At 75.2% G+C, this 21,322-nt stretch carries 20 protein-coding genes; 9 read left to right on the top strand and 11 right to left on the bottom strand.

Going from position 1 to position 21,322, the window contains the following annotated elements; translation table 11 throughout:
- Positions 1 to 30: 30 nt before the first annotated feature.
- Positions 31 to 645: a carboxymuconolactone decarboxylase family protein gene (locus tag KPL57_RS30300; RefSeq protein ID WP_226354094.1), complete on the bottom strand. Its 615-nt coding sequence runs from the start codon at positions 643 to 645 to the stop codon at positions 31 to 33.
- Positions 646 to 834: 189 nt separating this feature from the next.
- On the opposite strand from KPL57_RS30300, the gene KPL57_RS30295 reads away from it, so the two are divergent.
- Both KPL57_RS30295 and hppD read left to right on the top strand, forming a co-directional pair.
- A complete protein-coding gene (locus KPL57_RS30295) occupies positions 835 to 1,881 on the top strand; it encodes a Glu/Leu/Phe/Val dehydrogenase dimerization domain-containing protein (protein ID WP_226354093.1) in 1,047 nt (348 codons plus the stop codon).
- A complete protein-coding gene (gene hppD / locus KPL57_RS30290; protein WP_226354092.1) occupies positions 1,881 to 3,077 on the top strand; it encodes a 4-hydroxyphenylpyruvate dioxygenase in 1,197 nt (398 codons plus the stop codon). Before KPL57_RS30295 ends, hppD begins: the two co-directional genes overlap by 1 nt.
- A gap of 5 nt (positions 3,078 to 3,082) precedes the next feature.
- Here hppD and KPL57_RS30285 read toward each other — a convergent pair whose 3' ends face one another.
- On the bottom strand, positions 3,083 to 4,480 hold the full coding sequence (locus tag KPL57_RS30285; protein WP_226354091.1) for an amidase: 1,398 nt from the start codon (positions 4,478 to 4,480) through the stop codon (positions 3,083 to 3,085).
- A gap of 100 nt (positions 4,481 to 4,580) precedes the next feature.
- Here KPL57_RS30285 and KPL57_RS30280 point away from each other — a divergent pair, with 100 nt between their 5' ends.
- The 4 genes from KPL57_RS30280 (at position 4,581) to KPL57_RS30265 (ending at position 9,330) form a co-directional block, all read left to right on the top strand.
- Positions 4,581 to 6,221, top strand: coding sequence for a sigma-54-dependent Fis family transcriptional regulator (locus KPL57_RS30280; RefSeq protein WP_226354090.1), 1,641 nt, complete (start codon positions 4,581 to 4,583; stop codon positions 6,219 to 6,221).
- Positions 6,222 to 6,335: 114 nt separating this feature from the next.
- Positions 6,336 to 7,448, top strand: a complete 1,113-nt coding sequence (locus KPL57_RS30275; RefSeq protein ID WP_226354089.1) for an NDMA-dependent alcohol dehydrogenase — start codon at positions 6,336 to 6,338, stop codon at positions 7,446 to 7,448.
- On the top strand, positions 7,448 to 8,380 hold the full coding sequence (locus tag KPL57_RS30270; protein ID WP_226354088.1) for a MoxR family ATPase: 933 nt from the start codon (positions 7,448 to 7,450) through the stop codon (positions 8,378 to 8,380). Before KPL57_RS30275 ends, KPL57_RS30270 begins: the two co-directional genes overlap by 1 nt.
- 83 nt (positions 8,381 to 8,463) lie before the next feature.
- A complete protein-coding gene (locus tag KPL57_RS30265) occupies positions 8,464 to 9,330 on the top strand; it encodes a VWA domain-containing protein (RefSeq protein WP_226354087.1) in 867 nt (288 codons plus the stop codon).
- A 14-nt stretch (positions 9,331 to 9,344) separates the two neighbouring features.
- Here the strand turns inward: KPL57_RS30265 and KPL57_RS30260 are convergent, their stop codons facing one another.
- The 9 genes from KPL57_RS30260 to KPL57_RS30220 form a co-directional block, all read right to left on the bottom strand.
- Positions 9,345 to 10,094, bottom strand: coding sequence for a DUF1345 domain-containing protein (locus tag KPL57_RS30260; RefSeq protein ID WP_226354086.1), 750 nt, complete (start codon positions 10,092 to 10,094; stop codon positions 9,345 to 9,347).
- A 20-nt stretch (positions 10,095 to 10,114) separates the two neighbouring features.
- On the bottom strand, positions 10,115 to 11,044 hold the full coding sequence (locus tag KPL57_RS30255) for an undecaprenyl-diphosphate phosphatase (protein WP_226354085.1): 930 nt from the start codon (positions 11,042 to 11,044) through the stop codon (positions 10,115 to 10,117).
- Between the two features lie 129 nt (positions 11,045 to 11,173).
- A complete protein-coding gene (locus KPL57_RS30250; RefSeq protein WP_208822936.1) occupies positions 11,174 to 11,797 on the bottom strand; it encodes a DedA family protein in 624 nt (207 codons plus the stop codon).
- A 278-nt stretch (positions 11,798 to 12,075) separates the two neighbouring features.
- A complete protein-coding gene (locus tag KPL57_RS30245) occupies positions 12,076 to 12,834 on the bottom strand; it encodes an FAD:protein FMN transferase (protein WP_226354084.1) in 759 nt (252 codons plus the stop codon).
- Positions 12,831 to 13,298: an FMN-binding protein gene (locus tag KPL57_RS30240; protein WP_226354083.1), complete on the bottom strand. Its 468-nt coding sequence runs from the start codon at positions 13,296 to 13,298 to the stop codon at positions 12,831 to 12,833. Before KPL57_RS30240 ends, KPL57_RS30245 begins: the two co-directional genes overlap by 4 nt.
- A gap of 5 nt (positions 13,299 to 13,303) precedes the next feature.
- Positions 13,304 to 14,719, bottom strand: coding sequence for a ferric reductase-like transmembrane domain-containing protein (locus KPL57_RS30235; RefSeq protein ID WP_226354082.1), 1,416 nt, complete (start codon positions 14,717 to 14,719; stop codon positions 13,304 to 13,306).
- A gap of 23 nt (positions 14,720 to 14,742) precedes the next feature.
- Positions 14,743 to 16,179 (bottom strand): HAMP domain-containing sensor histidine kinase, encoded by a 1,437-nt coding sequence (locus KPL57_RS30230; RefSeq protein ID WP_226354081.1) that lies wholly within the window; start codon positions 16,177 to 16,179, stop codon positions 14,743 to 14,745.
- Positions 16,176 to 16,874, bottom strand: coding sequence for a response regulator transcription factor (locus KPL57_RS30225; RefSeq protein WP_255656658.1), 699 nt, complete (start codon positions 16,872 to 16,874; stop codon positions 16,176 to 16,178). Before KPL57_RS30225 ends, KPL57_RS30230 begins: the two co-directional genes overlap by 4 nt.
- 12 nt (positions 16,875 to 16,886) lie before the next feature.
- Positions 16,887 to 18,278 (bottom strand): helix-turn-helix domain-containing protein, encoded by a 1,392-nt coding sequence (locus KPL57_RS30220; RefSeq protein ID WP_226354080.1) that lies wholly within the window; start codon positions 18,276 to 18,278, stop codon positions 16,887 to 16,889.
- A 202-nt stretch (positions 18,279 to 18,480) separates the two neighbouring features.
- Here KPL57_RS30220 and KPL57_RS30215 point away from each other — a divergent pair, with 202 nt between their 5' ends.
- From KPL57_RS30215 to KPL57_RS30205, 3 genes are read left to right on the top strand one after another with little or no spacing between them, the layout of a single operon-like run.
- Positions 18,481 to 19,497 carry an amidohydrolase family protein gene (locus tag KPL57_RS30215; RefSeq protein ID WP_226354079.1) on the top strand — a complete coding sequence of 339 codons (1,017 nt, stop codon included), beginning with the start codon at positions 18,481 to 18,483 and terminating at the stop codon, positions 19,495 to 19,497.
- Positions 19,494 to 20,213 carry an iron-sulfur cluster assembly protein gene (locus tag KPL57_RS30210; protein WP_226354078.1) on the top strand — a complete coding sequence of 240 codons (720 nt, stop codon included), beginning with the start codon at positions 19,494 to 19,496 and terminating at the stop codon, positions 20,211 to 20,213. Before KPL57_RS30215 ends, KPL57_RS30210 begins: the two co-directional genes overlap by 4 nt.
- A complete protein-coding gene (locus KPL57_RS30205; protein WP_226354077.1) occupies positions 20,210 to 21,235 on the top strand; it encodes an NAD(P)-dependent alcohol dehydrogenase in 1,026 nt (341 codons plus the stop codon). Before KPL57_RS30210 ends, KPL57_RS30205 begins: the two co-directional genes overlap by 4 nt.
- The last annotated feature ends 87 nt before the right edge of the window (positions 21,236 to 21,322 follow it).

The following is a 21,322-nucleotide window of genomic DNA, read 5'->3' as shown; positions in this document are numbered from 1 at the left end:
CCCTCCCCTCTCCACGCGGGTTACCCGGCCTCACTCCGGCCGGAACACGGCGAGTGCCGTGGCCAGCATCGAGTAGTACCCGGTCAGCCACACCAGCGCCGCGAGGGTGTCCCGGCCCAGTGCCCGCAGCGCGGTGGCGTAGGCGCCGTCGCCCAGGTCGTGCCGGGTGAGCAGGGCCCGCACGGTGGTCAGCGCGACCCGCTCGGCCTCGTCGAGGCCGTCGGGGACGCCGCCGTCGAGCAGGGCCTGCAGCTGTGCCCCGGACAGCCCGGTGTCGCGGGCGAGGCCCTCGTGCGCGGACCACTCGAACGCCGACCCGTGGTGCACGGCGATGGCGAGCACGGCCAGCTCGCGCAGCCGCGGCGGGAGGTCGTCGTCGGTGCGCAGGGCCGCGCCGACCTGCTGCACGGCGTCGCCGATGCGCGGGGAGAACAGCATCGTCGCGAACGGGCCGAGCAGGCGGTCGGCGTCGTCGACCAGCGGGACCCGGGCCTGCGCGCGGCGCGGGCCGGTCGCGATGCGGGCGTGCAGCGCGGCGCGCTCGGGGTCCAGCCCGGCCGGGTCCGACGGCGCGGTCCGCGGGTGGACCGGCGGTCGCGGCCTGCCGCGCAGGTCGGCGGGCGTCGTGGCGTCGCTGGTCGTCACCGGTCCAGGTTACGGACGCGGGCGACGGGCCCCGGGAGTGACGCCGGTCTCCTGGACGATCCGTCCAGGTCGACCGGCACTGTGGCCCGGTGACCTGCCGTCGATGTGCAGCTCGTGATGGGCCGGTTGCGCAGATACCGGGGTCAGGGGTGTCCTCGCTGCACACCAGCGAGGCGATGGAGGCGCGGGATGGCTCTGCCCGAGTGGGACGGCGAACTGACCTCGGTCCGGTACGACCGGGGGACGGGCGCGTGGTTCGTGATCGGGGTGCACTCGACCCGGCTCGGCCCGGCGTCGGGCGGGACCCGCGCGATGGTCTACCCCTCGCCCGCCGACGCCGTCGCCGACGCCCGCCGCCTGGCCGGGGCGATGACGCTGAAGATGGCCGTCGCGGGCCTGCCGATGGGCGGCGGCAAGTCGGTGATCGCGCTCCCGGCGCCGCGCGCCGAGCTCGGCGACGCGACCTGGCGGCGCATCCTGGAGATCCACGCGGCCAACCTGGAGCTGCTCGGCGGGAACTACACCACCGGCCCGGACGTCGGGACCTGCTCGGCCGACATGGACGTGCTCGCCGGCCTGACCCCGCACGTGTTCGGCCGCTCGGTCGCGGCGGGCGGGCCCGGCTCGTCCGGCCCGATGACCGCCCTCGGGGTGTTCGCCGCGATCCGCGCGGGAGTCGCGGAGGCCGGGTTCGACGGCGTCGACGGGCTGCGGGTGCTGGTCCAGGGGCTCGGCGCGGTCGGCGCCGACGTCGCCCGGCTCGCCGCCGACGCCGGGGCCAAGCTGATCGTCACCGACGTCGACCCGGCCCGCTGCGCCGCGGCCGCCGACGAGCTGGGCGCCGAGGTGGTCGACACCGGAGCGGTGACCACCCGCGAGTGCGACGTGCTGGTCCCGTGCGCCACCGGCGGGCTGATCACCGCCGAGGTCGCCGCGACCGTCCCCACCGCGGTGGTCGCGGGCGCGGCGAACAACCTGCTCGCCGACCCGTACGCGGCCGAGGTCCTGCGCCGGCGCGGGATCGTCCACGCCCCGGACTTCGTCGCGAACGCCGGCGGCGCCATCCACCTGGTCGGCCGCGAGGTCCTCGGCTGGAGCGCCGACGCCGTCGCCGACCGGACCCGCGCGATCGGCGACACCCTGACCGGCGTCTTCGCCGACGCCCGCACGCACGGCACCAGCACGGTCACCGCGGCGCAGGACCTGGCCGCCCGCACGCTGACGGGAGAGCATTGATGGACATCCTCACCGACTCCGAGAAGCTCGCCGACCTCGACGCCGCCGCCCTGCACCGCCTGGTCGGCCTCGTCGAGCACGACGACTCCGCCGACCCGTTCCCGGTGACCGGCTGGGACGCCGTGGTCTGGGCGGTCGGCAACGCCACCCAGGCCGCGCAGCTCTACCAGGTCGTCTACGGCATGGAGCTCGTCGCGTACTCCGGGCCGGAGACCGGCAACCGCGACCACCACTCCTACGTGCTGCGCTCGGGCGCGGTCCGGTTCGAGCTGCGTGGCGCCGTCGACCCGGACAGCCCGGTCGCCGACCACCACCGCCGCCACGGCGACGGCATCGTCGACATCGCCCTCGAGGTCCCCGACGTCGACCGCTGCATCGCCCACGCCCGTGCCCAGGGCGCCACCGTGCTCGTCGAGCCGCACGACACGACCGACGAGCACGGCACCGTGCGCTCCGCCGCGATCGCCACCTACGGCGACACCCGGCACACCCTGGTCGACCGGTCCCGCTACACCGGCCCGTACCTGCCCGGCCACGTCGCCCGCAGCTCATCGGTGGACCGGCCCGCGGACGCGCCGCGCCGGCTGTTCCAGGCGCTCGACCACGTCGTCGGGAACGTGGAGTACGGGCGCATGGACTCCTGGGTGGACTTCTACCACCGGATCATGGGCTTCACGAACATGGCCGAGTTCATCGGCGACGACATCGCCACCGACTACTCGGCGCTGATGAGCAAGGTCGTCGCGTCGGGCAACCACCGTGTGAAGTTCCCGCTCAACGAGCCCAGCCCCGGCCGGCGGAAGTCCCAGATCGACGAGTACCTGGACTTCCACCGCGGCCCCGGCGCCCAGCACCTCGCGCTGGCGACGAACGACATCCTCACCACCGTCGACGTGCTGCGTTCCCGCGGCGTCGAGTTCCTCGACACCCCGGACGCCTACTACTCCGACCCGGAGCTGCGGGCCCGGATCGGGTCGGTGCGGGTGCCGATCGAGGAGCTGGCGTCCCGCGGGATCCTCGTCGACCGCGACGAGGACGGCTACCTGCTGCAGATCTTCACCAAGCCGGTCGGGGACCGGCCCACGGTGTTCTTCGAGCTCATCGAGCGGCACGGCTCGCTCGGCTTCGGCAAGGGCAACTTCAAGGCGCTGTTCGAGGCGATCGAGCGGGAGCAGGAGCGCCGCGGCAACGTCTGAGCGGCTCAGTCCCGGATCCGCCGCCAGGGGCGGTCGGCCTCGATCGCGTACGCGAGCTCGAGCAGCGTCCGCTCGTCGCCGACCGTGCCCTCCAGGTGCACCCCCACCGGCAGGCCGCCGGCCGTCGCCCCGGCGGGCAGCGCGACCGCAGGCGCCCCGGCGACGTTGGCCAGCGGGGTGAACGCCACGTAGTCGAGCAGCCGGGCGGTGAGCTGCTCGATCGGCACCGTCGGCGCGAGCCACCCGATCTCCGGCGGGGTGTGTGCGAGCACCGGGGAGAGCAGCACGTCGTGCCGGGTGAACAGCTCGGCGTGGGTGGCCGCGACCCGGCGCAGCCGGTGCAGGAACACCGGGGTGCGGGCCAGCGCGCGACGGTAGTGGTCGGCCAGGCCGTGGGTCAGGCCGTCGAGGCGGTGCGGGTCGAAGGTGCGCCCGTGCAGCAGCCGCCCGCCGGTGACCACGGAGAACGCGAGCAGCCCCCAGTAGTCGAGGAAGTCGTCGACGAACCGGGTCCCCACCCCGGTGACGGCCTCGGACACCTCGTGGCCCTGCTTGGCGAGCAGCTCCGCGACGGCGGTGACGGTCTCGCGGGTGTCGGCGTCGACGGCCGCGCCGGTGGGGGACTCCAGCAGCAGCCCGACCCGCAGGCGTCGCCGGGCGGGGCCCTCGACCAGGCCCAGCGGGGGCAGCGCCGGGTTGCGGCGCCCGCGGTCGGCGGCGCCGAGGAACACCGCGGTGTCGCGCACCGAGCGGGACACCACGCCGTCGGCGACGAGGTCGATCGGCATCCGGGTGCCGGTCGCGTTCGGCGCCAGCCGCCCCCTCGACGGCTTGAGCCCGACCAGCCCGCAGGCCGCGGCCGGGATGCGGATCGAGCCGCCGCCGTCGTTGGCGTGGGCCAGCGGCACCACCCCGGCGGCGACGAGCGCGGCCGCCCCGCCCGACGACGCGCCGGCCGAGAAGCGCGGGTCCCACGGGTTGCGGGTCGGCTCGGCGTCGGCGAACTCGGTGGAGGCGTTCAGGCCGTACTCCGGCATCCGGGTCGTGCCCAGCAGGTCCAGCCCGCACGCGAGCAGCTGCCGGGTCACCTCGGCGTGCTCGCGCGACGGGGCCGGGACGAACGCCCGGGTGCCGTGGCCCGCGGGCCAGCCCCGGACCTCGACGTTGTCCTTGACCAGCGTCGGCACCCCGGCCAGCGGGCCGCCGGCGTCCCCGGTGACGGGGTCGGCGGTGCGGTCCAGGGCGAGTCCGTGCAGGTGCGGCTCGACCCGGGCGGCGCGCGCGGCGACGGCGGCGCGCAGCTCGGCGGGCGCGACCTCACGGCGGCGCAGCCGCTCGGCGAGGGCGACGCCGTCGTCGTCGCCCAGGGCGTCGTCGGTGAACGCGTGCACGCGTCGGTCCATGTCGGACGATCCTGCACCCCGCCCGCCCGCACACGACCGGGGACCCGGCCGGGCGCGGGTAGTGTCGCCTCCGTCACCACGGTCACGGAAGGTGTGCGCCATGGGTTTCGACGGAGCCGTCGGCCGATCCGCCCCGGGGGGCGTGCGCGAGCACATCGCCTCGTCCTGGCGGCGTGCGCGGCTGGCGGGCATCGACCCGGAGGGCGCCGACCGGCCGGAGGTCGCGGAGGTCGACCGGGTCGGCCGGCTCGCCGTCGCCGCGGAGCCGGTGCTGCGGGCGCTGGCGGCCGAGCTCGCCGGTGAGCCGTTCTCGGTGCAGCTCGCCGACCGCGACTGCCGGATCCTCGACATCTGGTGCGACGACCGCACCCTCGACTCGGCCTTCGACGACATCGGCCTGGTGGTCGGGGCGGCCGCCGACGAGCAGGTGCTGGGGACCAACGGGATCGGCACGGCCGCCGAGACCGGCCGCGGCATCGCGGTCCACGGCGAGGAGCACTTCCTGGCCGGGCTCAAGGGCGTCAGCTGCTTCGGCCACCCGATCCGGCACCCGCTGCGCGGCCGCACCGAGGGCGTCCTCGACATCACCGTCGTAGGCGGGCGCGCCCACCCGCTGTTCGCGCCGCTGCTCTCGCGTGCCGCCCGGGACATCGAGGAGCGGATCGTCGAGACCGCCCGCGACGGCGACCGCAGGCTGTTCCTCGCCTTCCAGGAGGCCACCCGGCGGCGCTCGTCGCCGATCGCGGTCCTCGGCTCGGACGTGGTGCTGACCAACCGCAGCGCCGTCACCGTGCTGGGCGAGGGCGGGATGGACCTGCTCGCGACGCTGCGGACCGAGGTCGTCGAGAACGGCCCGCTGACCCGGGTGCTGGAGGCGCCCGACGGCGCCGGGATCCGGGTGCGGGCCGAGACCGTCGCGGACACCGCGGACGGCGTGCTGTTCCACCTCGTCCCGGTCCGTGCGGCGCCGCGCGAGCCGGTCCGCCGCACCGCGCGGCCGGTCCCCACCGGGCGCTCGGTGCTGGTCGCGGGCGAGCCCGGGACCGGGCGCAGCACCGAGGCGGCCCGGCTGCTCGGCATCGCCGACCCGGTCGTGCTGGCGGCCACCGACGCCCTCACCGGACCGTCCCGGGACTGGGCGGCCCGGCTGTCCGCGCTGGTCGGGGAGGGGGTGCCCGCGGTCGTCGTCGACGACGTGGACGTCCTGCCCGAGGAGCTCTGCGCCGTGCTCCGCCCGCTGCTCGACGCCGGCCCGACCCGTCTCGTGCTCACCTGCGGCCCGGTCGGGGAGCTGCCCGTCCCGGCGGCGCGGCTGGTCGCCCGGTGCGCGAGCCGCATCGAGCTCGCGCCGCTGCGCGAACGCCGCGACGAGCTGCCCGGTCTGGTCGCCGACGTCGCCGCGCGGGTCCGGCCGGGCCGGGAGCTGATCCTGACCCGGTCCGCGGTCGCGGCGCTGTCCGCGTACGCCTGGCCGGGCAACCTCACCGAGCTGACCCGGGTCGTGACCGAGCTGGCGCACCTGCCCGGGACCCGCCGGATCGACGTCGACGACCTGCCGGAGCACCTGCGGCCCGGCCCGCGGACCACCCGGCTCGGCGGCCGGGAGCGCGCCGAACGGGTCGCGATCCAGCACGCCCTGACGGTCGCGGGCGGCAACAAGCGCGAGGCCGCGCGGGCGCTCGGGATCAGCCGCACCACCCTGTACCGCCGGATGCGCGCGCTCGACGTGGCGGAGGCGTAGCGCCGCCCGGGTATGAGGCAGTGCGCACGTGTCCACATGTGGAACACGCCACACCCCCGCGGGTGGGACAGGATCGGGACGACACCGACGTCACCAGCGCAGAGGAGCGTGCCCGTGAAGACCAAGGCAGCAGTCGTCTACGAGGCCGGCAAGCCGATCGAGATCGAGGAGCTCGAGCTCGACGGGCCGCAGCAGGGTGAGGTCCTCATCCGCTACACCCACGCCGGGCTGTGCCACTCCGACGTCCACATCGCGCACGGCGACCTCGAGGCGCGCCTGCCGATGGTCCTCGGGCACGAGGGCGCCGGGATCATCGAGGACGTCGGCCCGGGTGTCACCCGGGTGAAGCCGGGCGATCACGTCGTCTGCTCGTTCATCCCCAACTGCGGGGTCTGCCGCTGGTGCGCGACCGGGCAGCAGGCCATCTGCGACATGGGCGCGACCATCCTCGAGGGCTACCTGCCGGGCGAGCGCTTCCCCTTCACCGGGCCGAAGGGCCAGTACGGCGCGATGTGCATGCTGGGCACGTTCTCCCAGTACTCCACGATCCACCAGAACTCGGTGGTCAAGGTCGACGACGACCTCCCGCTGGACAAGGCCGTGCTCGTCGGCTGCGGCGTGCCCACCGGGTGGGGCTCCGCGGTCAACGCGGCGAAGGTCGAGCCGGGCGACACGGTGATCGTCGCCGGCGTCGGCGGCATCGGCATCAACGCCGTCCAGGGCGCCCGCTACGCCGGCGCGAAGAACCTCATCGCCGTCGACCCGCTGGCCAACAAGCGCGAGAAGGCGATGGAGCTCGGCGCCACGCACGCCGTCGCCACCGCCGCCGAGGCCGGTGACCTGGCCCGCGCGATGACCAACGGCAACGGCGCGGACAAGACGATCGTCACCGCGGGCATCGTGACCGAGGAGATCGTCACCGGCGCGTTCGAGAACACCGGCAAGGGCGGCACCGTCGTGCTGACCGGCCTGAACAAGCTCTCGACGACCAACGTCCAGCTGCCGGGCTCGATCCTGACCCTGTTCAAGAAGACGGTGAAGGGCTCGCTGTTCGGCGACTGCAACCCGACCGTCGACATCCCCAAGATCCTCGGCCTCTACCAGAGCGGGGACCTGAAGCTCGACGAGATCATCACGCGGACCTACACCCTCGAGCAGGTCAACGAGGGCTACGACGACCTGCTCGCGGGCAAGAACGTCCGCGGCGTCCTCGTCCACGAGCACTGATGGGGTCTGTCACGAACCCCGCGGGACCGGCTGCGGCCGGCCCCGCGGGGACCCCCGTCGTCGGCCGCGGCCGGGAGGTCGAGCTCCTCGTCGCGGCGCTGGAGGCCGGCGCCCACGTCGTCCTGGAGGGCCCGCCGGGCACCGGGAAGACGACGCTGCTGCGGTCGGTGGCCGAGGAGGCCGAGCTCCCGTTCGTGTTCGTCGAGGGCAACGCCGAGCTCACCCCGGCCCGGCTGGTCGGGCACTTCGACCCGGCCCAGGTGCTGGAGCGCGGCTACAACCCCGAGACCTTCGTCGACGGCCCGCTGGCCGAGGCGCTGCGCTCCGGTGCCCTGCTCTACGTCGAGGAGATCAACCGGATCCCGGAGGAGACCCTCAACGTCCTCATCACCGTGATGAGCGAGGGCGAGCTGCACGTTCCCCGGCTCGGCCGGATCACCGCGCACGGCGGCTTCCGGCTGGTCGCCGCGATGAACCCGTTCGACGCCGTCGGCACCGCCCGGATCTCCTCCGCCGTCTACGACCGGGTCTGCCGGATCGCGATGGGCTACCAGACCGCCGGGGACGAGACCGCGGTCGTCGCGCTGCGCGGCCCCGCGGTCGACGAGCAGTGGCGGGCCAAGGTCGTCTCCCTGGTCCGCCGGACCCGGGAGCACCCGGACGTGCACGTCGGCTCCTCGGTACGCGGGGCGATCGACATCGTCCGCATCACCACGGCGCTGGCCGCCCGGCGCGGCCGGAAGACCACCGACTGGCGGGCCGGGCTGGACGCGGCGCTGGTCGCGCTGTCCGGCCGGATCCGGCTCACGGAGTCCGGCTCCCGCAGCGCCGAGGACATCGTCCGCGAGCTGTACACGGCCGAGTTCGGCCGGGAACCCGCCGAGGACGCCGACGAGGCACCGGACGGCGGTGATGCGTCGGGGGGAGCCTGAGCCCGCCACCGGCGGGCGGTCCCCGGCCCGCGGACGGCTCCACCCGTCCGTCCCGGCCGCGTGCGCGCCCGGAGGACCGCACGGTGGCCCGCAGCTCCCTGGCGGGCCACCCGGGGTTCACCGAGATCTCGCCCGAGGTCGGGGTGCTCGACGTCGACGCGTTCGACGCCGCGCTGGCCGAGCGTCCCGACGAGACGCTGACGCTGCTCATCGACATGGGCAAGGCCACCGACGAGAAGCTGCGGGCGGCGGCCCGCAGGCTCGCCGGCCGGGTCGTGCTGGAGATCGGCCGCTCCGGCCGGGTCACCCGGCGCGGCATCGGCAGGCTGCGGGCGGTCCCGGCGGACCGCGGCGGCGACCTGGACCTGGACGCCTCGCTGGGCGCGGTCGCCGAGGCCCGCGCGGCGCGGCGACCGGTCGGGCTCGACGAGCTGACCGCGCGCACCTGGGCGCGGCCCGCGCTCGCGTTGTGCCTGGTGGTGGACGCGTCCGGGTCGATGGGCGGGGACCGGCTCGCCGCGGCGGCGCTGACCGCCGCGGCCTGCGCGTTCCGGGCGCCCGGTGACCACGCGGTGCTGTCGTTCGCGGCCGAGACCCAGGTCCTGCGCGACATCGGGTCCACCCGTCCGCCGTCGGCGGTCGTCGACCGGGTGCTGGGCCTGCGCGGGCACGGGGTGACCGCGCTGTCCGGTGCGTTGCGGGCGGCCACCGCGCAGCTGGAACGGACGCGGGCGGAGCGGCGGATCGTCGTGCTGCTCTCGGACTGCCGGGCCACCGACGACCACGACCCGGTCCCGGCGGCGCGGCGGGTCCCGGAGCTGCTGATCCTGGCTCCGGAGTCCGACCACGAGCAGGCGGCCGAGCTGGCCGCGCGCAGCAACGCGCGGTGGGCGCCGGTCGCCGGCCCGTCGGACGCACCGGGGGTGCTGCGGACCCTCCTGGGAGGCTGAGTTCCGCCCGGGACTCAGCCGCCCAGGACGTTCACGGCGCGGGAGACGACGAGCGCGATCGTCACCAGCGACACCAGCGCCTGGACGAGCATCAGCATCTTCGCCCACCGGCTCAGCGGCATCACGTCGGTGGGGCTGAACGCGGTGGCGTTGGTGAACGACAGGTACAGGTAGTCGGCGAAGCGGGGCTCCCAGTCGGCGTCGTGCGGGTCGGTGCTCTGCATCTGCACGAACAGGAAGTCCGCGGTGGGACGGCGGCCGTGCGCCCGCGCCGCCGGCCCGCCGCGGTCGAGCTGCCAGTACCAGACCGCGAACGCGATGATGTTGGTCAGCCAGATCGCCGCCCCACTGGCCAGCAGCGGGGCGGCCGAGCCGCCGGAGGAGCCGTCGAGGATCGCGGTGACCAGTAGTCCCGCCGACACCGCGTTCGCCACGCTCAGCAGCCCGACCAGGGCCAGCCCGAGGCCGCGCAGCAGCGCCGACTCGCGGTCCATCCGGGCCGGGCCGGCCACCGCGAGCACGACCAGCACCACCAGCTCCAGCGACGGCAGCAGCCACCGCGACACCAGGGTGAGCTGGTCGGGCAGCAGCAGCTGCAGCCCGATCGCGACGACGATCGCCGCCGCGGCGGGCCACCGGTGTTCGCCGGGGGTGACCCGCTTCCAGGCGGGCACGATGCGGCGCCCGCCGTCGCCGAGCCGGTCCAGCTCGCGGCGGATGGCGTCCAGGGCGTGCCGGTGCGGGTCGGCCGACGGGTCGCTCATGACCACGATCCTGCTCCTCGTCAGCGGACGGTGAACCACAGCAGGCAGCCGAGCCCGGCGACCACGCAGTAGATCCCGAACGGGCGCAGCGAGCGGGTCTCGAAGTAGCGGGACAGGAACCGCACCGACAGGTACGCCCCGAGCCCGGACAGCAGGCTCCCCACCAGGATCTGCGGCCGGATGCCGTCCCCGAGCGGACCGGCGAGGTCGCCCAGCTTCAGCACGCCCGCGGCCAGGATGACCGGCGTCGCGAGCAGGAACGACAGCCGCGCCGCGTCGACGTGCGGGAGGCCCTTGAGCAGCCCGGCCGTCATCGCGGACCCCGACCGGCTGATCCCCGGGGCCAGCGCGGCGATCTGGGCCGCGCCGACGGTCACCACGTCACGCACGCGGAGCCGGGCGATGCGGTGGTCGGAGGCGACCTCGGTGGCGAGCAGCACCGTCCCCGGCTCGGCCCTGCCGCCGGCGGCCGTCGTCGCGGGGGCGGGTGCGGGGCGTCGCCGCAGGTGCTCGACGACCAGCAGGACGGCGCCGTTGAGCACGAGGAACAGCGCGGTCGGGACGGGCAGCGCCAGATAGGTGCGGAAGACCCGGTCGAGTGCGAGCCCGGCCAGCCCGACGGGGACGGTCGCGAGCACCAGCAGCCAGGCCAGGCGCTGGTCGGGGTCGCGGACCTCGCGGCGGGCCACCGAGGTCACCAGTCCACGCACGATCCGCACCCAGTCGGCGCGGAAGTGCACGATCAGGGCCAGTGCCGTCGCCACGTGCAGCCCCACGACGAACGCCAGGTACGGCGACCGCGGTGCGCTCACGTCGAGGTCGGCCGCCCAGCTCCCGCCGACGACGGCGGGCAGCAGGATGCTGTGGCCGAGGCTGGAGACCGGGAACAGCTCGGCGACGCCCTGCATCGCCCCGATCACGATCGCCTCGGCCCAGGTCAACGTGCTCACCGCGTGGTCCTCTCCCGTGGTCCGGCCGTGCGTCCCGGACGGTGCTCGCCGGGGGTGGTCCGGGGTGTGGCGACACGCCGGGGGTGCCCCGGGACGTCGGGGACGTTCGGCGCGAGGGGGTCGACCCGGTCAGGACCGGGCGTCGGCGCGGCGTCGCGAGCCGGTGGCCCGCACGATCGCGGTGCGGCCGAGGACCAGGGTCAGCCCGACGGCGATCCCGCCGACGACGAGCAGCCAGGGCCGCGACTCCAGGTCGGTGGCGAGCCGGTCACCGGCCGCGTAGCCGATCCCGACGAGCACCGCGGCGCGTACCGCGGTGGTGGGGATGATCCAGGCCAGGAAGCGGCGGTAGCCGACCTTGGACAGCCCGGCCGCCAGGTAGGCCGGGATCGCACCGATGTCGACGAGCTTGGCGCCGATGACGATCCGCGGCAGGTGCGTGTGGACCTCGCGGGTCAGCACCTCGCGGCGCTCCTCGGTCAGGCCCAGCCGGTTCAGCACGCGGGCGACGGCCGGCCGGTCGCCGTTGCGGCCCAGCGCGTAGAGCGCGGTGTCCCCGACGACGTCGGCGACCAGCGCGGCCAGCCACACCCCCCACCAGGGCAGCTGACCGGCCCCGGCGAGCGCGGCGGCGGCGACGGTGACGATCGGACCCTCGAGGAACGCCCCGACCCCGATCACGAGGAGCGACCGGACGGGCGCAGCAGGGATCGCGGCCAGCAGTGCGGCCACGGTGTCCGCGAGTCCGAACACGAACGCCTCCCATCAGGTCCTACACCGAATGGTGCCCTGTGTGCCGCACCGGGCGGCGGGCGCCCCGCCGTCGTCGCACGACGCGGGCTCCTCGTCACCGGGTGTGACCGCGCCGTCGGCTGGCGGTGTCGAGGTCCGTGGCCGGGCCGGCCGCCGGGTCTCCCGGGGCGTCGTTGCCCGGCACATCGATCGTCCCACCGTCGGCCGGGATCGGCAGGCCCGGAGCACCCGCCACGGCCGTGAGCACGGCCACCGGTAGCGCCGGTCCGGTGAGCGCGTCACCCGTCCGGGTGGTGCGGGCCCGCGACGGCGACGGCGGCCCCGTCCGCGCCGACGACGAGCGCGGTGCGCCCGGCCCGGTGGGAGAGCCAGCCCGCGGCTCCGGACCCGAGTGCGTAGGCGGTCGTCGCGTCGACGTCGGCCCGGGTCAGCGACGCGTCGAGCACCGTCACCTGGGCCACCCCGTGCGGGACCCGGCCGGTGCGGCCGTCGACGAGGTGGTGTCCGCGGTGCGCGGTGCCGGAGGTGGCGACCGCGCCGTCGACGACGGGGACGGTCGCGACCAGCCGGCGCGGGTCGGCGGGGTCCTCGATCCCGATCCGCCAGGGTTCCCCGTCGTCGGCGGCGCGGGCCTGGAGGTCCCCGCCCGCGGCGAGGCACCAGCCGGTGTCGTCGAGGGCACGCAGGTGCCGGCAGGCACGTTCGACGGCCCAGCCCTTCACCACGCCGGAGGGGTCGAGCCGCCCGTGCGGCCGGACGGTGAACGCCCCGCCCGAGGCGCGGGCCGCGGCGTCGCCGATCGCGAGGACCTCGGCGACCTCGGCCGGTGCGTCGGCGACGGTGAGCTCACCGCGCCCGATCCGGGAGACCGCGGAGTCCGGGCGGTAGGTGCTGAACACGGCGTCGGCGTGACGCAGGTCGGCGACGACGGCGGCCCACGCGTCGCGGGCGGCGGCGTCGGCGGTGTGCCTGCCGCGCAGGGCCAGCGACACCGCCGTCCCCATGACGTGGTCGACGTGGCGGACGGGCGCGGTCACGACGGCAGCCCCGCCCGGTCCAGCGCGCTCTGCAGCGAGGTGACGTAGCCGTCGCTGGTGTAGGTCGCGCCGCTGACCATGTCGATGCCCGCGCCCTGCGCGGCGACGGTCTCGTCGACGAGCTGCGGGACCGCCATGGCGTTGATCCGCTGGTCCCTGCCGTCGCCGTCGGGGTACTCGGGCACGTCGACGGCGGTGATCCGTCCGCCGGCCACGGTGATCCGCACCTGCACCGGTCCGTACCGGGTCTGCGCGGCGTCCCCGGTGACGGTGGTCCCGCCGGAGGTCGCGGTCGTCGCGCCCGCGCCGGTCGTGGACGTCCCGGACGGGGCGGAGGTCCCGGAGGAGGTGGGCAGCGGTGTGGTGGTCGCGGCGGCTTCCGGGCCGGAGGTCGAGGTCCGGTACCCGAACAGCAGGGTGAGGGCGCTGAGCGTGGCCATGAGGCCGACGACGATGCGGCGCACGGGGGTCACCATCCGAAGTGTTCGACGTGGACGCGGTCGGCGGGGACGCCGCCCGCGGCGAGGGTGCGCACGACCAGGGCGGTCCACGGGGTGGGGCCGCAGACGTAGACGTCGCGGTGGGCCAGGTCCGGCACCCGGGCGCGCAGCGCGGCGAGGTCGTCGCCCGGGCCGACGCCGTGGCCGAGCCAGGAGTCGTCGCGACGACGGGGACCGGCGACGGGGACGAGCTCGCAGCGCCCGCCCGCCGACAGGGCGGTGAGCTCGCGGGCGAACAGGGGCTCGTCGGCGAAGCGGTGCACCAGGGTGACCCGTCCGGGGCCCGCCGGGTCGTGGACGAACTCCTCGACGAGCGCCCGCAGCGGTGTGATGCCCACCCCGGCGCCGATGAGCAGCACGTCCGGCGCGGTGCGGGCGTGCGCGGTCAGCCGTCCGAAGGGGCCCTCGACGAGGACCCGGGTCCCGGGACGCAGCCCGGCCACGGCGGCGCTGCCGTCGCCGAGGTCCTTGACGGTGATCCGCAGCGCGCGGCCGTCCGGTGCCGCCGACAGCGAGTACGGGTGGCCCCGGGTCCAGCCGCTGCCGGTCAGGAAGCGCCAGGTCAGGAACTGTCCGGCGCGGGCGCCGAGTGCGTGGAGCCGGTGCCCGGCCAGGTGCACGGACACGCTGCCGTCGCCCTCGGGCACGATCGCGGTGACCACGATCCGGTGCCGCACCGAGCGGGCCACCGGCAGCGCGACGCGCCAGAGGAGCACCGCGCCGAGTGCGGCGCCCCACAGCCCCCACCAGAACACGGTGCGCGCGGTCGAGGCGGTGAACTCCTGCCCGGTCCACAGCTGGTGCGGCAGCGCGAGCCCGGCGCCGAGGTAGGCGTAGAGGTGCAGCAGGTGCCAGGACTCGTAGCGCAGCCGTACCCGGGCGGCGCGCACGCTGGTCACGACGACCAGCACCAGGCAGGCGGTGCCCGCCGCGGCGAGCAGCATCCCGGGCGTGTCCCACGTGAGGTCCCACAGCGTGCCGGGGGTGGCGAACAGGTCCCCGGCGGCGTAGCCCCAGGTCACGAGTCCGATGTGGGCGAGCATCCCGGTGAACGACACGAACCCGACGGTGCGGTGGACGGCGGCGAGGCCGTCCTGGCCGAACGCCCGCTCCAGCACCGGGACCCGGGCCATGAGCAGCACCTGCACCAGCAGCAGGACCGACGCGACCAGCCCGGTCAGCCGGCCCGCCGAGGTGAGTCCGGACGCCCAGCCGCCCAGGTCGCGCAGCCCGCCGTCGGCCGCCCACCACCAGGTGACCAGCAGGAGCGCGGCCCAGAGCGCGACCCCGGACCCGAAACGGACCCGGGAGTCGAGCCGGGCGCGCCGGCCGGCGGGGGCGACCCGGGCGGGTGGGGGAGCGGGACGGACGGCGAGGGTGGACATCGGCTCCCCGGGGGGCTCGGCGGTCAGGTACCCCCGAGGCTCGTCGCGTCCGGTGAGGTGTCGGCATGAGAAGGGTCGGAATCCGGTGAGAGCCGCCGCGCGCCGACGGTGAAGCCCACCGCGGCGCCACCGCCGGGCCGGTTGCCGGCGAAGACGGTGCCGTCGTGGGCGAGGGCGACGTCGCGCACGATCGCGAGTCCGAGCCCGGAGCCGGGCAGGGCGCGGGCGGCGTCGGCGCGGTGGAAGCGGTCGAAGATCCGCTCGGTCTCCCCGGTGTCGATGCCGGGGCCGCGGTCGGCGACCGTCACGGTCCCGCCCCGCACCTCCACCTCGACGACGTGGTCGGGGTCGGCGTCGAACTTCGCCGCGTTCTCGAGCAGGTTGCCCACGGCCCGCTCCAGCCCGGAGGCCCGCCCCCGCAGCAGGGGGGCGCCGCCGCCGTCGTCGTCGACGGTGATCGTGCGCCCGGTGCGCCGCCGGGTGCGCTCCACCGCCGCCCCGACGACGGCGGCGAGGTCCACCTCGGTCTCCGGCTCGTCGGTGCGCCGGGCCAGCGCCAGCTCGACCAGCTCCTCGACCAGCCGGGCCAGCTCCCGGGTCTCGCCGTCGATGTCGGCGACGAGCCGTTCGCGCGACTCCGGGGGGAGCCGGTCGATCCGGCGCAGCACGCTGGCGTTGGTGCGCAGGCTGGTCAGCGGGGTGCGCAGCTCGTGCGCCGCGTCCTGGACCAGGCGTTCCTGGGCGTCGCGGGCGTCGGCGAGGCGGCGCAGCATCGTGTTGACCGACGCCGAGAGCCGGGCGACCTCGTCGCGGCCCTCCACCGGCACGACGCGTTCGCCCAGCCCGGACTCGGCGACCTGCTCGGTGAGCGCGGTCAGCCGGACCAGGCGCCGGGTGATCCGGCTCGCGAGCAGCCGCCCCAGCACGGCGGCGACCAGCGCGACGAGGACCGAGGCCACCGCGATCTCCAGCGCGGTCCCGGCGAGGACCCGCCGGGAGCGGTCGACGTCGACACCGACCTGCAGCGCCGAGCCGCCGACCGCGGTGGTGAGGACCCGGTAGGTCTGGTCACCGACCCGGACCTCGGTGCTCGTCGCCTCCCCGCCCATGGGGTCGGCGGCCAGTGCCCGGTCGGCCGCGGACACCGGGAGGTCGACCTCCCGTCCGCCGAGCGGGACGACGGTGCCGTCGGCGCCGATCCGCCGCCCGACGAGCTGGCGCGGGTCGTCCCAGTCGTGCATGCCGGGCCCCGGGCCGTCGGGGTCGGGCAGCTCGGCGACCGGCTCGCCGAGCACCGCGGTCTGTCCGCCGGCCAGCGCGGTCGTCGTGGCCTGCAGGCTGCGGTCGATCTCGTCGGAGATCCGGTCCGACGCCGAGCGGTAGCTGAGCACCCCGACCGTCGCGGCGACGACGGCGGCGACCACCGCGAACGCCACCGCGAGCCGGGTGCCGAGCGTCATCCGCGGCGCACCGTGTACCCCACCCCGCGCACGGTGTGGATCACCTCCCCGGCGCCCGCCGCGGCGAGCTTGCGCCGCAGGTAGCCGATGTAGACGGCGAGGTTCTTGGAGTCGGCGCCGAAGTCGTAGCCCCAGATCCGCTGGTAGACGCCCGCGTGGTCGAGCACGATGCCGACGTTGCGCACCAGCAGCTCCAGCAGGTCGAACTCGGTCTTGGTCAGGGTCAGCTCGGTGGCCTCCCACCAGGCGCGACGCGCGGCCGGGTCGAGCCGCAGCCCACCCGCGGCGAGGGCGCCGCCCCGCTCGTCGCCCGGCGGGGCGGCCCGGCGCAGCAGCGCGCGCAGCCGGGCCAGCAGCTCGTCGAGCTCGAAGGGCTTGGGCAGGTAGTCGTCGGCGCCGGCGTCCAGCCCGGCGACCCGGTCCGGGGTCTCGACGCGCGCGGTCAGCATCAGCACCGGGGTGCGATCGCCGTCGGCGCGCAGCACACGGCACACCCCGAGGCCGTCGAGGCCGGGCATCATCACGTCGAGCACCAGCGCGTCGACGGGGTCACGGCGGACCCGGGTGAGGACCTCCACTCCGTCGGCGGCACCCACGACGGTGTAGCCCTCCAGCTCCAGGGCACGGGCGAGGGACTCCCGGATCGCGCGGTCGTCGTCGGCGACCAGGACCGTCTGCGGCACGTCACCGATCATGCCGCAACGGTCTCACCGGGAGGTCGTGATCCCGTAGCGCTGCACCCGCCGGTACGCCGTCGCGCGGCTGATGCCGAGCGTCTCCGCGGCCCGGGTGACGCTCATGCCGTGCTCGGTGAGGCAGCGGACCAGCTCGTCGCGCTCCAGCGACTCGATCCGGGTCAGCGAGCCCGACCGGGTCGCGAGCAGCTCCGGGGGCAGGTGCCGCACGTCGACGAGGCTGCTGCGGGCGGCGGCGTCGCGCACGGTGCGGCGCAGCTGCTCGACGTTGCCGGGCCAGGAGTAGGTGCGCAGCGCGCGGGCGGCGGCGTCGGTGAAAGTGACGCCGTCGCGGGCGAGGTGCGCGGCGAGCACCGGCACGTCCTCGGGACGGTGGCGCAGCGCCGGCACCTCGACGACGACGTCGAGCAGCCGTGACAGCGCGTCCGGTATCCCGTCGACACCGCCCGCGGTGACGCTCAGCGACGCCCGCGGCAGCGACCGGACCAGCGCCGCCAGCCGGGTCGCGACGGGCGCGGGCAGCTCGTGCACCCGCCCCGCGATGACCGCGGTGTCGTCCTTGCCCAGCTCCGGGGACCACAGCGACAGCCAGGACACCGCGTCCTCGGCGGCCGGCGGGCGGGCGTGCAGCACCCGGTGCCGAGGGCGGACGGTGCGCAGGGCCGCGGCGAGCAGCGCGGACTTGCCCGCACCGGGCTCGCCGACCACCCCGACCCGGGCGCCGTCGCGCAGCGCGTCGCGGACCTCGTCGAGCGCGGCGGCCCAGGCCGGGCCGAGCGCCGCGGTCCCGCCGACGGGCTGCGGGGCGACCCGGAAGACCTCGCCGCGCGGCGCGCGCCGGGGGCTCGCGCCGCGTCCGTGCGCGAGCATCAGCGCCGAGGTCTGCCCGGCGGCGGTGCGCGCCAGCGCGAGCAGCAGACCGTCGGAGCGCTGCGACCAGGTGGTGAGGTTGATGCTGCCGAGCAGCGACCCGTCGACGGGGTCGAGCACCGGGGCCGCCGCGCAGGTGTAGCCCCACAGCCCGGTGCAGTAGTGCTCGTCCCCGCGGACCAGCGACGGGACCCGGTCGGCCAGGGCCAGACCGAGCCCGGTGGTCCCCGCCTCCCGCTCGCCGAAGGCGAACCCGGGCGCGAGGTAGGTGCGGTCCAGCGCGTCGAGCAGGGCGCGCTCGTCGCACAGCCGGGAGACGACGATGCCGTCGGCGTCGGTCAGCATCAGCGAGATCGGCTCGCCCGGCAGCCCCTCGTGCAGCCCGGCGAGCACCTCGCCGCCGCACCGGGCGAACAGCGAGCCGTCGTCGACGGCGCCGGTGAACGCCGGGTCGACCGCCTCGGTGGGAGCGCCGTAGGTCTCGCTGCGCGCCCAGGACGCCGAGATCCGGGCCGGAGCCAGTGACTGCCCCATCGCGCGTACCTCCTCGTACCTGCTGCTCACGACCGTGTCACATCGGCGACGCCGTCGCGACGCCGTCTCGTCTCAGCTTGAGACGGTGATCACGACCGCCGGGGCGCCGCCGTTCCTACCGTCGCCGACGGACGCGGGATCCCCACCGGCCCGCGCAGTCGCGGGGTGCCCACCACCTCGCCGCGACCTGAGAGGGACGACGATGTACTCGAAGAACGGTGAGTCCTACTTCATCGTGGACGCCCACGTGGCGCTCTGGGACGCACGCCCGGAGAACCAGCGCAACATCCACGGCAAGCAGTTCATCGACTGCTTCTACGACTACCACCGCAACCTGAGCCCCGAGTCCGAGGTCTGGCCCTACGAGGACTACCTCTACCAGGGCGGCGAGCGGCTGATGAAGGACCTGTTCACCGACGGCCACGTCGACCACGCCGTCTTCCAGCCCGCCCACCTCGGCGAGTTCTACACCGCCGGGTTCGGCCGGACCGAGGAGGCGTTCGCCCTCGCGCAGGCCCACCCGGACAAGCTGACCTACAACCACAACTGGGACCCGCGCAACGGCGAGCAGGGCCTGCGGCAGCTGCGCGAGGACGCGAAGCGCTTCGGCCTGAAGGGCGCGAAGCTCTACACCGCGGAGTGGCACGGCGAGTCCCGCGGCTGGAAGCTCGACGACTACTGGTCCTACAAGTACTTCGAGGCGGCCCAGGAGCTGGGCATCCGCAACATCCACATCCACAAGGGCCCCACCATCCGCCCGCTGGACCGCGACGCGTTCGACGTCGCCGACGTGGACAAGGCCGCCACCGACTTCACCGACCTGAACTTCGTCATCGAGCACTGCGGCCTGCCGCGCCTCGAGGACTTCTGCTGGATCGCCACCCAGGAGCCGAACGTGCACGCCGGCCTGGCCGTCGCGATGCCGTTCATCCACACCCGGCCCAAGTACTTCGGCCAGATCATCGGTGAGCTCCTGTACTGGCTGGGCGAGGACCGCATCCAGTTCTCCAGCGACTACGCGATCTGGACCCCGCGCTGGCTGGTCGAGCGCTTCGTGGACTTCGAGATCCCGGACGAGCTGTCCGAGTACGCGCCGCTGACCACCGCCCAGAAGAAGAAGATCCTGGGTCTCAACGCCGCGGCGATGTACGACATCGAGGTCCCCGCCGAGCTGCGGCTGCGCGACGAGACCCCGACCGAGGTCCCGGTGGCGTCGTGAGCGCCCCCGCCCTCGCCCGCACCTCGCGTGCGGACCAGGCGTTCCGGGCGCTCGACGCCGTCGTCGACCCCGAGCTGGACGAGCCGATCACCGACCTGGAGTTCGTCCGCTCCCTCGACGTCGACGGCGACCGGGTCACCGTGCACCTGCGCCTGCCCACCGCGTTCTGCGCGCCGAACTTCGCGTACCTGATGTGCTCGGACGCGAAGGACGTGCTCACCGCGCTGGACTGGACCGGCGAGGTCGTGGTCGAGCTCGACGACCACCACGACTCCGACCTCATCAACGCCGGGCTGGCCGCCGACGCCGGCTACAAGGGCACCTTCCGGCACGAGGCCGAGTCCGACCTCGACGAGCTGCGCGAGACCTTCCGGCGCAAGGCGCACACCGCCGCGATGGAGCGCTCGCTCACCGGGCTGCTGCGGGTCGACCCGGACCGGACGCCCGAGTCGCTGCACGGCGTCACGCTGGCCGACCTGCCCGCGGGCCCGGCCACCGACGCCCTGCTGCGCCGCCGCGCGGCGATCGGCCTGCCCACCGGCGGCGACCGGCCGGTCCTGGTCGGCCACGACGGCGTCCCGTACCCGGCCGAGCAGGTCCCGCTGAAGCTGCGGATGGCCCGCTCGGTGCGGATCTCCATCGAGGGCAACGCCCACTTCTGCCGCGGGCTCCTGAAGACCCGCTACCCCGAGTCCGTGAAGGGATCCGTGTCGTGAGAGCAGTACAGGTGGTCGGCTACCACCGGCCGATGGAGCTGACCGAGGTCCCGAAGCCGGAGGTCGTCGACCCGTTCGACGTCGTCGTCCGGATCGGCGGGGCCGGGGTGTGCCGCACCGACCTGCACGTCCTCGAGGGGCAGTGGGCGGAGAAGTCGCAGGTCGCGCTGCCCTACACGATCGGCCACGAGAACGCGGGCTGGGTCGAGTCCGTGGGGTCGGCCGTGACCCACGTCCGCGAGGGCGACGGCGTCATCCTGCACCCGCTCGCCACCTGCGGCCTGTGCCGCGCCTGCCGCTCCGGCGACGACGTGCACTGCACCGCCTCGGCGTTCCCGGGCATCGACACCCACGGCGGCTACGCGGAGTACCTGCGCACCTCGGCGCGCAGCGTCGTGAAGCTGGACCCGTCGCTGCAGCCCGCCGACGTCGCCGCCCTCGCCGACGCCGGCCTCACCGCCTACCACGCCGCGGCCAAGGCCTCACGCCGGCTGGGCCCGCGCGACACCTGCGTCGTCATCGGGGCGGGCGGGCTCGGCCACATCGGCATCCAGGTGTTGAAGGCGCTGACCCCGGCCCGGCTGGTCGTGCTCGACCGCAACCCGGACGCGGTGAAGCTGGCGCTGGAGATCGGCGCCGACGACGGGATCGTCGCCGACGGCGGGCAGGTCGAGGAGGTCCTGTCGCGCACCGGCGGGAACGGCGCCGAGGCCGTCATCGACTTCGTCGGCGAGGGCGGCTCCACCGCCCAGGGCCTGGCGATGACGCGGCGGGCCGGGGACTACCACGTCGTCGGCTACGGCGAGAACGTCGACGTCCCGACGATCGACCTGATCTCGGCCGAGGTGAACGTGGTCGGCAACCTGGTCGGGTCCTACAACGACCTGTGCGACCTGATGGAGCTGGCCGCCCGCGGCCGGGTCACGCTGCACACCAGCACCTACGCCCTGGACGACTTCCAGTCCGCGCTCGACGACCTCGACGCCGGGAAGGTCAGGGGCCGCGCCATCCTGGTGCCCTGACCTGCTGTTCTATTCGTGGTCACGCTCACGACGGCCCGTACCGGCGACGCCCGGTGCGGGCCGTCGCGCGTTCCGCGGAACGCGCCG

Source organism: Pseudonocardia sp. ICBG601 (assembly GCF_020496245.1).
This window is presented reverse-complemented; position numbering and strand designations above follow the sequence as displayed.

What these genes read in the sequence shown, in the direction of transcription:
- KPL57_RS30295 (WP_226354093.1), top strand. Translation starts at nt 835, where the DNA reads ATGGCTCTGCCCGAGTGGGACGGCGAACTGACCTCGGTCCGGTACGAC.
- hppD (WP_226354092.1), top strand. Translation starts at nt 1,881, where the DNA reads ATGGACATCCTCACCGACTCCGAGAAGCTCGCCGACCTCGACGCCGCC.
- KPL57_RS30285 (WP_226354091.1), bottom strand. Translation starts at nt 4,480, where the DNA reads ATGGACCGACGCGTGCACGCGTTCACCGACGACGCCCTGGGCGACGAC.
- KPL57_RS30280 (WP_226354090.1), top strand. Translation starts at nt 4,581, where the DNA reads ATGGGTTTCGACGGAGCCGTCGGCCGATCCGCCCCGGGGGGCGTGCGC.
- KPL57_RS30270 (WP_226354088.1), top strand. Translation starts at nt 7,448, where the DNA reads ATGGGGTCTGTCACGAACCCCGCGGGACCGGCTGCGGCCGGCCCCGCG.
- KPL57_RS30260 (WP_226354086.1), bottom strand. Translation starts at nt 10,094, where the DNA reads ATGAGCGACCCGTCGGCCGACCCGCACCGGCACGCCCTGGACGCCATC.
- KPL57_RS30235 (WP_226354082.1), bottom strand. Translation starts at nt 14,719, where the DNA reads ATGTCCACCCTCGCCGTCCGTCCCGCTCCCCCACCCGCCCGGGTCGCC.
- KPL57_RS30230 (WP_226354081.1), bottom strand. Translation starts at nt 16,179, where the DNA reads ATGACGCTCGGCACCCGGCTCGCGGTGGCGTTCGCGGTGGTCGCCGCC.
- KPL57_RS30225 (WP_255656658.1), bottom strand. Translation starts at nt 16,874, where the DNA reads ATGATCGGTGACGTGCCGCAGACGGTCCTGGTCGCCGACGACGACCGC.
- KPL57_RS30220 (WP_226354080.1), bottom strand. Translation starts at nt 18,278, where the DNA reads ATGGGGCAGTCACTGGCTCCGGCCCGGATCTCGGCGTCCTGGGCGCGC.
- KPL57_RS30215 (WP_226354079.1), top strand. Translation starts at nt 18,481, where the DNA reads ATGTACTCGAAGAACGGTGAGTCCTACTTCATCGTGGACGCCCACGTG.